The following is a 12,435-nucleotide window of genomic DNA, read 5'->3' as shown; positions in this document are numbered from 1 at the left end:
CCATGCCCCGTACGGCGTACACGGCATGCGGCCCGCCCCCGCTCCGCCTTGACTGAAGCCATCGCGAGTGCTGGGAGGCGCAGATGACAGGGCGAGGCGTACGAGGAGTATGGGCCGTACTGCTGGCGGCGTCAGTGGCGACGACGGCCGTCGGCTGCTCGGACGAGGACGGGGGCGGCGCGTCCGACGCGGCATCCAAGGCGGCCTCCGCCGCCTCGTCGCTGGCGTCGAAGGGCTCGGACGTGGTGGCTTCGGCCACCGCGGCCGCCCAGGACAAGCTGGACGAGTTCAAGGACGGCGTGGACGCCAAGGACGACGTCGAACTCGGCGCGGTGGGCAAGGACGGGGACCGCACCACGGCGAAGTTCACCGTGACCAACGGGACCGACTCCGCCAAGTCCTACGCCGTGCAGATCAACTTCCGCGACAAGGGCGGCAACCTGCTGGACACGGTCGTCGTCTCGGTCGACGACGTCGAGCCGGACAAGAAGAAGGACGCCACGGCGCGCAGCAACCGCAAGCTCGACGGCGACGTGACCGCCGAGGTCGGCACGGCGCTGCGGCACTGAGGCCCGGCCGCGAGGCATCGCAGGACGCAGCTGAGGGCCGTTACCCGGAAGACGGGTAACGGCCCTCAAACGTCCCCCTCAAGCGTCCCCCGCGAGCGGCGAGCGGCACTATGGAACTCGGATGCGGACATCGGCGAACAAGGGGTGTCCATACCCGCATCGTCGAAGGAACGACATGAATCTCAGAGTCGGCCTGTGACCGCCTCGCCGTACGTCGGGACGGGGCGTTGCGATCCAACGGACGGAACAGCCGACTCCGATGCCTCGGTCATCGAGCGGTCCTGGAACGACCCGGACGTGTTCGCCATACTGTTCGACCGCTACGCCGATGACATTCACCGGTACACGGCCCGGCGGCTGGGCACCGAGGCGGCAGACGATCTGATGGCCGACACATTCGTTATCGCCTTTCAGCGGCGCCGGCGCTACGACCTGTCGAGGCCGCACGCCCTGCCCTGGCTGTACGGGATCGTCACCAACCTCATCGGACAGCACAGACGGGCCGAGGCCCGTCGCCTGCGGGCGTTGTCGCGTGTCGCCGTCACAGCGCCGGCCGAGGGACGCGGTGAAGGTGACGCGATGGCGGACCGGGTCGTGGCCCGGGTCGGCGCCGAGGACACCCGGCGCAGCCTGGCAGCGGCCCTCGCGGGGCTGTCCGCCCGCAACAGGGACGTCCTGCTGCTGATCGCCTGGGGCGATCTCGACTACGCGGAGGCCGCGGAGGCCCTGAACATACCGATGGGCACCGTGCGCTCACGGCTGCACCGCGCCCGGAAGGCGCTGCGAGCAGCGCTGGGCGGTTCGGATCCCACCATCATTCGAGAGGACCTGGAGGAAGCCGATCGTGGATGACCTCACACGCGTACGGCAGATGGAGACCGGCACGCCGCCGCTCACCCACGAAGCCCGCTCCGCCGCCCGCCTCCGGTTGCGGAGCGCCATCTCCGAAGAGAACCGTCCGCCCCCTTCCCCTGCTCTGTCCCGGCGACTGGTGTTGCGGGTGGCGGTTGCCGCGACGGTGGCCGCGGTGGCGGGAACCGCGCTCGTCGCCACGGGAGGCGGCGAGGACCGGGACGCGCCCCGGATGACCACGCTCAGTGCGGCGCAGGTGCTGCACCGGGCCGCGGACAGGTCCCGGTCCGACAGTGCCGGGCTGCCGATCCCACGCGACGACCAGTACCTCTACACCAGGACGTACATCACGCAAAAGCCCCTTGAGGGTGGCAAGACCAAGACGTGGACGGACGAGAGTTGGCTGTCGGTGGACGGCTCCAAGCCCTCGAAGCGCCAGGAACACGGCAAGATCCACAACGACCCCCCTCAGGGCAAGCACAGCGTGGCGTGGCCGCCCACCGTGTACGCGGATCTCAAGAAGCTGCCGACCGACCCGGACGAGCTCCTCGACCTCCTCACGCATGGCTCCAAGAGCACACCGGAGAACGACACGCTCGGGTTCTTCGAAGTCTCCCTGCTGATGCAGGGGCCGCGGGTCATGCCTCCCGGGCTGCAGGCCGCCGCGTTCGAGGCACTCGCGAAGGTCCCCGACGTCAGGCTGGACCACGACCAGGTGGACGTCCTCGGCCGGCAGGGGATCGCGGTGTCCCACCCCCAAGGCTCCTTCACGTTCGTGTTCGACCGTGAAACCTACGACTACCTCGGGCTGCGCACGAAAGGCAGCGGCCTCAAACGCGTCAAGGGAGGGTGGGAGCCGGACGGCTCGTACTTCGAGACGAGGAACCTGGAAGAACTGGGTGTGGTCGACCGGATCGGCCAGCGTCCTCGGAGCTGACGCGCCCGTCGAAAAAGGCCGTCGGTCGTGTCTTCCGGGAGGGGAAGCGACGGCCGACGGCCCACAGACGGCCCAGGCGAGCGGGAACCCGCTCCGACCCGGGGCGTTCCTAGATGTCGAAGTACAGCTCGTTGAACTCTCTGACCTGCACAGATGGCTTGCCGTCGAGTGGGCCGGTGCACAACCGGTGCACCTCGCGGCGCGCCGACGAAACCTGTCGGCCTGCGGATAGCCACCGTGCGCCAAGGCCATGTCAGCGCAGACGGGCATCGTGCATCCCCTGTGAAACCTTCTAGCACAACTAGCCATCATGCAGCCGGAGTTGCTGTTCGCGCACGAGGTGGCACATGTGTCTGGCACAGCATCGCCAGCCTCCTCTTGTCTGCGGCCGACATTGAAGTGTCGCTCCACTACGTTGCGCCGCTTCAGCGAAGCGCGTGATACCGGGGGCCAGGTCGGGTCACCGCGCACCTACCAAAGTGATTGCGGCGGTGGAAAAGCTGTTGGCCGGCGCTTGCCGGGCCGGGATGATTCGCGTGTCCGGAGGAGGGGAAAGGCGCATGGCCGTGCTCGCATGTGGGCGGTGCGGAGCTGTGCTGACCGCCGCCGTGTCACAGATTGCACTTCCAGTCCATGCCCACCATAGGTGCGGACACGAACTGCTCCCCGTGCTTATGGAACCGGGGACGTACGCCGTCGACCCGGAGCCTTCCGGGCCGCCATGGCGGCCCGGAAGCGAGGTCGGGGTGGACGACGCCGAAGCCCGCGGCGTGTTCGCACCGGGTTCTGCCCTGTCCTTCGGGGCACCGGGAGCGATCGTCGTCGCGCCGGGTGACATCCGGGGCACCGTCGTGATCCCGGAGCGATGCGACGGCCTTTGCTGTGGGCTGGACGGGAGGGACGGCCCGAACCTGGCATGCGCGCGATGCGGGCGGGCGGTGGCCACTCGCATCGACGACTGCTCGTACTGGCAAGCGGTATGGCTCGACCCGCACGCCGTGCGCCGCCTTCCCACTGACGGTCCCCTTCGCCGGACAGCCGACTGGGAAAAGCTGGCGGAGGAACAGCGGAGCACACCACCGATCGAGCCATCTGGCGCGTGGAGCCCGCTGTGGGAGGCAGCGGTCGGGGTAGCGCTGGCACACCTGTTGGCGGCCTCGGCGGGCACACGCGTGGCCGTTCCCGACGGCCTCCTAGCGGACACGTTCGGTCGCGCGCTCGACACACTGCTCCCGCCAGGGCCTCCGGGGAAGAGAGCGGCCCTGGCCGGTCCGGGACTGCCTGCCCCGGACCCCGCACCAGACATCGCTCTGGTTCCGCGACATCCGCAGACGGGGAAGTCGTGGCAGTCGACCGGCACCGCAGATACCGTGGCGTTGGCCGCCGACGTGTGGATGTATCTGGCCTTCCCCCGCGAACGGTTGCCCTTTCCTGTGACGGGCGGAATGCCCGACGGTGTCCTCCGCGACGATCCCCTGCCGCCGCATCCAGGGGGACCTTTCCGGCCCGACTCGCGAGTGTTCCTCTACGAGTTGGCACGGCTGCCCGCTGTCCGGCAGCCGTGGCTGCGCAGGATCTACGACGAGGTCACGGACCACCCATTCGACCGCCCGTTCTAGCACCTGGGAAGGTTGCGTCACGGTTGGCTTGCCCCTCGGACTTGGCACCGGGTCGTTGGGCGGGCTATGGGCGAGGAGGACGGTCGGCGGAGGCGATGGCGTCGATCTCTGTGAGGGTACCCCGCCACGCTTCACGCCATTCCCACCGATCAGCGGGATTCGACTGTTCAGGTCGTCAGGCGGTAGCGCTTACCGATTGCCTTGCGCGCCTTCTCCATTGAGCCCTGGACGCGGTGAACGTACCTCCGCAAGGTGAATGACGGGTCTTCGTGGCCGAGCAGATCGGCGAGCGTATAGACATCGACGCCCTCATTGATCGCCTCCGAGGCGAACAGATGCCGCGGGGCGTGCATCATCTTGTCGCGGCAGGCATCCCACTTGCGACCCTTGCCGACGGGCGCGTCGTTCACTGCGTTGATGACGCCGACGGCCTCAAGTGCCGCCTTCCAGAGGTAGTTAAAGTAGTTCTTGTTGAGCGCCTTGCGCTCGCGCGTGGTGAACATGAGGCGCACGGTGACCAGTTCACCATCCCTTTCCAACCATGGCAACGTGACCCCGACAGGTGGGAACTCCTGCATGTGTGTGCGTAGGAGCCTGGCCAGGTCCTCGTCAATAGGGATGCGTCGATCCTTCGGGTCGTCCTTGGTGCCGCCCTTGGGCGGCGCGAAGACGAGCGTGCCGCGGTGATGTGCGACCTGCCGGCGTATGTGGACGGTCTTGTTGTCCTCCGACCAGTCCACGTCGTCCGGACTGAAGCCGAATATCTCGCCCTGCCGCATCCCGATCCCTCGGCCGCAGTCGACCGCGGCCTGATATCGGTCAGGCAGGTGCCTGCGCAGGCCGTCCGTCTGCTCCCAGGAGAGCGGCACATCTTTGGCCGATTTCTTCGAGCGCCTGTGCTTCACGCGCTTGACGGACCCGGTCTCGCATGGGTTCTTCGGGATCAGGTCGTCGTCCACGGCCATGGCTAGGATCGATGACAGGTGGGTGAAGATCAGGCCGACGGTGGTCTCATCGAGGACCTGCAGTCGGCGCTTGATCCACGTCTGGATCGTGGAAGCCTTGATCTCCCGCACCTTGAGATTCCCAAAGGGCCCGATGACGTGGTTGCGGACACGGGACTCGTACTGGTGGTACGTCCGAGGATTCGTGAACGTCTGATTCGCCAGCCACTGCTCGGCGATCACTTTGAGTAGGGTGTCACCCTTCCTCGGGGCGATGTATGTGCCGTCGTCAACCGCCCCGAGCATCCGCGTCAGGTGCCGACGCGCGTCCTCGTAGCGATCGAGCTCTCGCTCTGCTGTTGCCCGTCGGGGTCGCGCCACCGTGCCAACCACCTCTTCCCACGCCCGTGCTCGCGGGAGGGCACCTTGCTGTGAGTCTTGCATTTCTTGTCGCTGGGTTGCGGACGTTTCTTGTGCCAGCGGTCGTACGGCTCAGCCAAGAAGGGCCTCCTGCTTGTGGGTGAGATCCACGGCCGCGACGAGGTGGGGAGGGAGGTTGTGAGCCTTCCACTCGGGCAGCAGGCGGCTACTTGGGGTTACGCGGACTGCGGCAGCACTGGCGACGGGGTAGTCCCCGTCGCAACGGTGACGGCCGCCCTCGGTGCGACTCGCCGAGGTTGGGTTCGTCGGGCGCCGCAGGGCAGTGCAGTGCTCGGCGAACTGTCCCTATGGGAGGTGGCGCGCCAGACCGGCAGAGCCGATTTCGGCAGGTCCGATTTCGATGGGGTGAGTAGTCATGACGGGGTGCGTCAGGAAGTCCTGATCAGCTGAGCACTCGCCTTGAGCGAGAAGGCCGACCATGGCGAGTCCTACGGCCGTACCGAACGCCCACACCCATGTCAGTGCAGTTCGGAGCGGATCGGATAACGCGGGCCGGATCACGTGACCCATGACGATCGCCGACGGCGGCTATCCGGGCACCGGGCTCGTGATGCCCCACCGTCGCCGCAGAGGCGAAGAGCTGCCCGACTGGAAACAGGCCCACAACAAGTCCCACAAGCAGGTCCGCGCCCGCGTCGAGCACGTTTTCGCCCGTATGAAGACCTGGAAGATCCTTCGCGACTGCCGCCTCAAGGGCGACGGCGTCCACCACGCCATGCTCGGAATCGCCCGCCTGCACAAGCGGCTCCGAGCAGTCCGACGTAGTCGTGTCCTTCTGTGGCGAAGTGCCTCCAGGCTGCCTGAGCTCGATCTTTCTAAAGCGGGTGTCGCAGGTTCGAATCCGGCAGAGGGCATTAGGGAAGAGGTGCGGGCCCGATCATGGTCCGCTGCCGTAGGCGGTGCCAGCGCAGTGGCGCGATGCACAGCGCGGGCATGGGGACGCCTCTGCGGCGCCGGCTCTTGGGTTCGTCGTCGTAGAGCTGAAAGGGTGCCAAGTCCCTGGCGGTTGGCATGCTTTCCTCTGACGGATCGGGTGGGCAAGTGGATGCCGCGCGCCGGGAGACATCGACCATCTGTGCCAAGTGGATGGGCGCGTCGATGGTTGCCGACTAGAGTCACCTCATCACTGCTGGTTATAGGGCCAGGCCTTGGTGCACGTATGCCGAGTCTCTGGTGGGGAGGGCCTGTAGAGCATGAGTCGTCGCTCCAATGGGTTGGTCGGTGTCTGGGCTGAAGCGCAGCGCCAACAGCAACGTCAACAAGAGGCGCAAGCCAGATACCAGCGAGACCAGGAGAGACAACAACGCTCCTACCAGCGAGAGGTCGCGCGCAGCCACCGCGAGCAGAGAGCGGCCTACCGGGAGCAGCGCGAGGCGGAGGCCCGACGGCGCACGGAAGATCTTGACGCACGAGTTGAGTCGTTGCAGGGTCTTTTGGCGGCAGGATGCCGGGCTCCGGCGTTCCGGGCCGTCGCGCTGACTCGGGCGGAGCAGATCGAGGCATTCTCGCCTGGACAGCTCGCGCACCCCATCCGCATGCCGGACCCGAACCAATACCAGCCGCAGGGTGGCTGGACAGCCACACGGCGAGCTCAGGCCCAGGCGGAGACTCGCTCCAGGTTCGAACGTGACTGGCAGGCCGCACATGCTGCGGAAGCACAGCGTCAGCACCAGTTGGCCGCCTACCAGATGCAGTACCAGCAGTGGGCCGAAATCCAGCTGGGCGAGATCCGACGGCACAACGCCAACATCGCAGAGATGACTGTAGGGCTTCGCAACGGAGATCCCGACGCCGCGGTGGAGTATTTCTCAGCTGCCCTCTACGCCTCGAACGGATGGCCCGAGGACCTACCCCGTCAGGTATCCGCAGCGTACGACTCCGGTGCACGCCAATTGGTACTGAACTGGGAGCTGCCCAAATACGACGTCGTCCCGGAGGCGAAGTCGGTGCGCTACATGATCAACGCCGATCAGGAAAAGGAGTCACCCCGACCGGCCACGCAGCGCCGCTCCCTATACAGGGACGTACTCGCGCAGTGTCTCCTGTTGGTTCTGCGTGATCTTTTCGCTGCCGACGAGTTCGGTGCGCTGGAATCGGTCGCGCTGAACGGGTTCGTGGACGATCACGACCCGACGACAGGCAGACGGGCACCCATCTTCCTCGGCACCGTCATGGCTTCGCGTTCGACTTTTGCCGCGCTGCATCTGGAACAGGTGAACGCTGTCAACTGCCTGGTAGACGGACTTCGGGGGCAGCTGTCGGCGCGCCCCGATCAGTACGCGCCCGTGCGGCCCGGCCGGGTTCCCGAAGACGTCGGTAACGGGGTCGTCACCCATGGAGGCGACGACGAACCGGATCTGTACGAGATGGATCCCATCGCCTTCGAAGCGCTAGTCGCAGATCTCTTCCGTGCCATGGGCATGCAGGCCGTGACCACACAGCGCTCGAACGACGGCGGCGTGGACGTCGATGCGCTGGACCCGACCCCCATTCGCGGCGGCAAGATCGTCGTACAGGTCAAGCGCTACCGCAACACCGTGCCCCCCACAGCCGTCCGCGACTTGTACGGAACCGTCCAGGATGCCGGCGCGAACAAGGGTGTTCTGGTCACAACGTCCGGTTTCGGCCCCGGCTCGCACACCTTCGCCAATGGCAAGCCTTTGGAACTGGTAGCAGGCTCCGAGCTTGTCGATCTGCTACACCGCCACGGACTACGCGGACGCCTGGGTAGCGGCGCACGCACGGTACCCGCCCAGCGGACAGCATCGGACAGTGAGGCCAGCACGGATGACTACAACATGTTGGGCATGTACTGGTCGGGCAGCGTCGCCCTAGACGTGTGCGCGCTCGTCTGTCACGGCAACCGTGTTCTGGACGACGACCACTTCGTTTTTTTCAACAACCCACGGACGCCCGACGGCACGGTCCGTGCCCTCATCCCCGTCGCGCCGGACCGAGCCGCCATCCAAGTCACCTTCGATGCCCTACCGGCGCGAGCTGACCGGATCGTCGTCATCGCCGCGGTCGATCCTGTCGCCAACCCTACGGCCGACCTGTCCGGATTCGCCGACGCCGGTATTCGGCTGTTGGACTCCGAGGGAGCCCAACTCGACCAGTTGGAAGTCTCCGACGGCCGCGCCAACGAGACTGCGCTCGTACTGGGGTCCTTTCGCCGCCGCTCAAACGGCGACTGGGAGTTCGTCACCGGAGGCAAGGGTTACCGAGGTGGCTTGGAGGAACTGGTACAGGAGTACGGCATCGATGTGGCTTAGCGTCCTGCCGACGCATGACCCTCAATGCGGCCGAGCCAGTGATGACCGTGATGGTGCTGGCGTCAGCTCCCTGCACCGTAATCATTAGTGCCTACGCGGCCGCCGCAGCGTTCCTCACTGCGCTGCTCGGAGGTTGCGGTAGAGCAGCGAAGTACCACAACCTCAGCAGCCGATCATGCTCGCCAGTGTCCTTGTAGGACCATAGTGCGACCGGTTCCCCGTGCCACAACCGCGCCAGAAGGGGCGAGGACCCACGGGGAACTGCGGCTACTGGCAGGGACGACAGCAGACAGACACCGACCGGGTGTCGCATCGGGCTGGGAGCCCACCCGCACGTTGCTGCCGGCCGCCAACAACTACCCTGTCCGCGTGGATGAAGAACCGGTGGTCATCAAGCTCACGCGCGATCAAGCGTTCGTCCTGTCTGACTGGCTCTACGAGGCCATGTTCAAGTCCGACGACCTGCGCTCCATCGTGAAGGACCGCTCGGTCTGGTCTGCGATCTACGCCATTTCCGGGACACTCGACAAGACGCTCAGCGAAATCTTCATGCCCGACTACAGTGAATGCCTAGCCGCGGCGAAGCAGCGCCTTCGCGAGGCCATGGGCGGTGAGGAAGGGGAAGCGCCGACCCGAGCCGCCTCGGAGGACTGAAACGACCCACCGAGGTCGCACCACAGCGCGCCAGATTGGCACCAGAACAACCGGTCAGCAGCGGTCACTGCGGGATAAACGGAAGCGGTTCGGTAGAGCCCCAGTGGCATGGTTGCCGCAGGTCAGTCCCCTTCCCAAGCTCAGGGCCCTCCCCCTCCATCGCCTTTCGGGGCCGATCGTCAAGTCCTGGCTTCAGGCCGGGCGGCTCCCTACCATCACGTAATGAGCTACGACATATACTTCCTGAGCCGGCGCGACGGGCAGTCCTGGGAAGAGGTCCTGGACGTGCTATAGGACGCAGCCGAGGACAACGCACCAATCCCTGCCAGGTTGCTCGAAGCCTGGCAGCGCATAGTGCCGCAAGCCCGGACTCTGTTGGGTGACGTCGACATCACGGAATACGAGCAGGAGTCGCGCGATCTGAGCCACTCAGGCACCGGTATCGATCTGTCGGTCTTCGGCGACGAAGTCAGCATCACTGTGCCGTACTGGCATGCTGGGGAAGCCGCCAGCGCTGCACTCGGCAAGGTCTTCGCTCTCTCGGCGATCGTAGAGAAGGAGACCGGGCTGACTGCCTACGACCCTCAGATGGAGCTTCCGGTCGCTGACATGGCACCACAGCACTCGACGGCGCTTTTGTCGCAGATCACCGGGGATCTACGTAGCCGGTACGGAGCCTGATTCCTATGTCACCCGCAAGGCAGCGATCTGCGTGCCGCACCGGCTGTGACCGTGCCCCAGGTCAGGACCTTCAGCAATGATCGCCGCAGGTCACCGACCCACCCCGCTACTGGGAGACCACGAAGGCTGCCGCCGTAGAAAGAGCCTGACCAAGCCAGCGAGGGCCGCTACCCCGACTATGGGGTAGCGGCCCTCCCTGGCGTTTCTGACATCAAGTCAGTGAATTGGCCGGGCGGTGCACACTCGGTGCACAAGGGGGTGGAAGCAAGCGGTGACAGTGAGAACTACTGAGAAGAGTTTTCGCAGGTCACAGCCTGTTTCCAGGGCTTAGGCCCTGGTCACCCGACCCCGCGGTTTAGATGTCGAAGTACAGCTCGAACTCGTGCGGGTGCGGGCGCAGCTGGATCGGGGCGATCTCGTTCACGCGCTTGTAGTCGACCCACGTCTCGATCAGGTCGGGCGTGAAGACGCCGCCCGCGAGGAGGTAGTCGTGGTCCGCCTCCAGGGCGTCCAGGACGGCCGGGAGGGAGGTCGGGACCTGCTGGACGCTCGCGTGCTCCTCGGGGGCCAGCTCGTAGAGGTCCTTGTCGATCGGCTCGGCCGGCTCGATCTTGTTCTTGACGCCGTCCAGGCCCGCCATCAGCAGCGCCGAGAAGGCGAGGTACGGGTTCGAGGACGGGTCCGGGGCGCGGAACTCGACGCGCTTGGCCTTCGGGTTGGAGCCCGTGATCGGGATGCGCATCGCGGCGGAGCGGTTGCGCTGCGAGTAGACCATGTTGACCGGGGCCTCGAAGCCGGGGACCAGGCGGTGGTAGGAGTTCACCGTCGGGTTGGTGAACGCCAGCAGCGACGGGGCGTGCTTCAGGATGCCGCCGATGTAGTAGCGCGCCATGTCAGACAGGCCCGCGTAACCCTGCTCGTCGTAGAAGAGCGGCTCGCCGCCGGCCCACAGGGACTGGTGGACGTGCATGCCCGAGCCGTTGTCGCCGAAGATCGGCTTCGGCATGAAGGTCGCGGTCTTGCCGTTGCGCCAGGCGACGTTCTTCACGATGTACTTGAAGAGCATCAGGTCGTCGGCCGCGGCGAGCAGCGTGTTGAACTTGTAGTTGATCTCCGCCTGGCCGGCGGTGCCGACCTCGTGGTGCTGGCGCTCGACCTGGAGGCCGTTCTTGTCCAGCTCCAGGGAGATCTCGGCACGAAGGTCGGCGAAGTGGTCGACCGGCGGGGTCGGGAAGTAGCCGCCCTTGTAGCGGACCTTGTAGCCGCGGTTGTTGTCCTCGGAACCGGTGTTCCAGGCGCCGGCCTCGGAGTCGATGTGGTAGAAGCTCTCGTTCGCCGACGTCTGGAAGCGGACGTTGTCGAAGACGTAGAACTCCGCCTCGGGACCGAAGTACGCGGTGTCGGCGATGCCGGTGGAGGCGAGGTACGCCTCGGCCTTCTTGGCCACGTTCCGCGGGTCACGGCTGTACTGCTCGCCCGTGATCGGGTCGTGGATGAAGAAGTTGATGTTGACGGTCTTGTCGCGGCGGAACGGGTCGACACGGGCGGTCGAGAGGTCCGCGCGGAGCGCCATGTCGGACTCGTGGATGGCCTGGAAACCGCGGATCGACGAGCCGTCGAACGCGAGCTCCTCGGTCGGGTCGAAGACCGCCGCCGGGATGGTGAAGTGCTGCATCACTCCGGGCAGGTCGCAGAACCGGACGTCGATGAACTTGACGTCTTCGTCGGCGATGTACTTCTTCACGTCGTCGGCGTTCTGGAACATCCAACTCCTCCTACTCCCGACCCGGAGAAGGGCGGGGTTGCAGCTCTGTCGTGCGGCCAGTGCGGTGGCACACGCTGGACCCGACCATAGGCAGACGGGATTTCTCAAGCATGACCCATTTGTTTCGCCCAAGTTAACCGGGCGAAGTGGGCGCGGCACCTCAGCGACGTTTTCCGTGCCCCGCCCGGCCGCGTCCAAACACGGGCCCAGTACCGTGGACGGGTGGACAACAGGCAAGTAATCGGATCGTGGCTGTACGGGCCCCGTGCGGCGGCCGAGGACATGGGTGTCGACTTCGGCTACCGGGGAAAGCGGCTGGGGCTGCCCGAACAGGGGCCGGGGTCCGTGGCCCCGTGGGGCCGGCGCTTCGGGGCGGTCTTCATCGACTGGGCCCTGTGCATGGTGATCGCATACGGGCTGCTCGCTCGCGGTGACCAGCAGGCGGCGGGAAACTGGGCTCTCTTCGTCTTCCTCGTCATGAGTGTGCTGACCGTCACAACCGTCGGCAGTACGCCCGGCAAGCGCATCCTGGGCCTGCGGGTCGTCGCGGAGAACGGCGAGCGGCTGGGCGCCGGGCGAGTGATCCTCCGCAGCGTGCTGCTCCTCCTGGTCGTCCCGCCCCTGGTCTGGGACCGCGACGGCCGCGGCCTCCACGACCGGCTGGCCCGCGCCGTACAGGTCCGGACCTGAGAGACGTAAAC

The 12,435-nt window shown here is 66.2% G+C and carries 10 protein-coding genes and 1 pseudogene; 9 read left to right on the top strand and 2 right to left on the bottom strand.

The genetic code is table 11. The features are described from left to right. The first annotated feature begins 83 nt into the window (after positions 1-83). The 4 genes from ACWGO0_RS22930 (at position 84) to ACWGO0_RS22915 (ending at position 3,977) form a co-directional block, all read left to right on the top strand. Positions 84-569 carry a hypothetical protein gene (locus ACWGO0_RS22930; protein ID WP_453537965.1) on the top strand — a complete coding sequence of 162 codons (486 nt, stop codon included), beginning with the start codon at positions 84-86 and terminating at the stop codon, positions 567-569. 195 nt (positions 570-764) lie between these two features. Further along, positions 765-1,421: an RNA polymerase sigma factor gene (locus ACWGO0_RS22925; RefSeq protein WP_453537962.1), complete on the top strand. Its 657-nt coding sequence runs from the start codon at positions 765-767 to the stop codon at positions 1,419-1,421. Continuing rightward, positions 1,414-2,358 (top strand): CU044_5270 family protein, encoded by a 945-nt coding sequence (locus tag ACWGO0_RS22920; RefSeq protein WP_453537959.1) that lies wholly within the window; start codon positions 1,414-1,416, stop codon positions 2,356-2,358. Before ACWGO0_RS22925 ends, ACWGO0_RS22920 begins: the two co-directional genes overlap by 8 nt. 1,370 nt (positions 2,359-3,728) lie before the next feature. Further along, complete coding sequence (locus tag ACWGO0_RS22915; RefSeq protein WP_453537956.1) at positions 3,729-3,977, top strand: hypothetical protein; 249 nt, start codon at positions 3,729-3,731, stop codon at positions 3,975-3,977. Between the two features lie 167 nt (positions 3,978-4,144). Here ACWGO0_RS22915 and ACWGO0_RS22910 read toward each other — a convergent pair whose 3' ends face one another. Continuing rightward, positions 4,145-5,164, bottom strand: coding sequence for a tyrosine-type recombinase/integrase (locus ACWGO0_RS22910; RefSeq protein WP_453537953.1), 1,020 nt, complete (start codon positions 5,162-5,164; stop codon positions 4,145-4,147). 706 nt (positions 5,165-5,870) lie between these two features. Here ACWGO0_RS22910 and ACWGO0_RS22905 point away from each other — a divergent pair. From ACWGO0_RS22905 to ACWGO0_RS22890, 4 genes and pseudogenes are all read left to right on the top strand, one after another. After that, a pseudogene (locus ACWGO0_RS22905) lies at positions 5,871-6,101 on the top strand (transposase family protein); the annotation flags it as partial. A gap of 454 nt (positions 6,102-6,555) precedes the next feature. Beyond that, positions 6,556-8,634: a restriction endonuclease gene (locus tag ACWGO0_RS22900; protein ID WP_453537950.1), complete on the top strand. Its 2,079-nt coding sequence runs from the start codon at positions 6,556-6,558 to the stop codon at positions 8,632-8,634. Between the two features lie 369 nt (positions 8,635-9,003). Further along, positions 9,004-9,288 (top strand): hypothetical protein, encoded by a 285-nt coding sequence (locus ACWGO0_RS22895; RefSeq protein ID WP_453537947.1) that lies wholly within the window; start codon positions 9,004-9,006, stop codon positions 9,286-9,288. 330 nt (positions 9,289-9,618) lie between these two features. Next, positions 9,619-9,969 (top strand): hypothetical protein, encoded by a 351-nt coding sequence (locus tag ACWGO0_RS22890; RefSeq protein ID WP_453537944.1) that lies wholly within the window; start codon positions 9,619-9,621, stop codon positions 9,967-9,969. Positions 9,970-10,324: 355 nt separating this feature from the next. Here ACWGO0_RS22890 and glnA read toward each other — a convergent pair whose 3' ends face one another. Then, complete coding sequence (glnA, locus tag ACWGO0_RS22885) at positions 10,325-11,734, bottom strand: type I glutamate--ammonia ligase (RefSeq protein WP_453537941.1); 1,410 nt, start codon at positions 11,732-11,734, stop codon at positions 10,325-10,327. Positions 11,735-11,956: 222 nt separating this feature from the next. Between glnA and ACWGO0_RS22880 the strand changes: the two genes are divergently transcribed. Continuing rightward, positions 11,957-12,424: an RDD family protein gene (locus ACWGO0_RS22880; protein ID WP_453537938.1), complete on the top strand. Its 468-nt coding sequence runs from the start codon at positions 11,957-11,959 to the stop codon at positions 12,422-12,424. Positions 12,425-12,435: the final 11 nt, after the last annotated feature.

The organism is Streptomyces sp. NPDC055749 (genome assembly GCF_053617235.1).
This window is presented reverse-complemented; position numbering and strand designations above follow the sequence as displayed.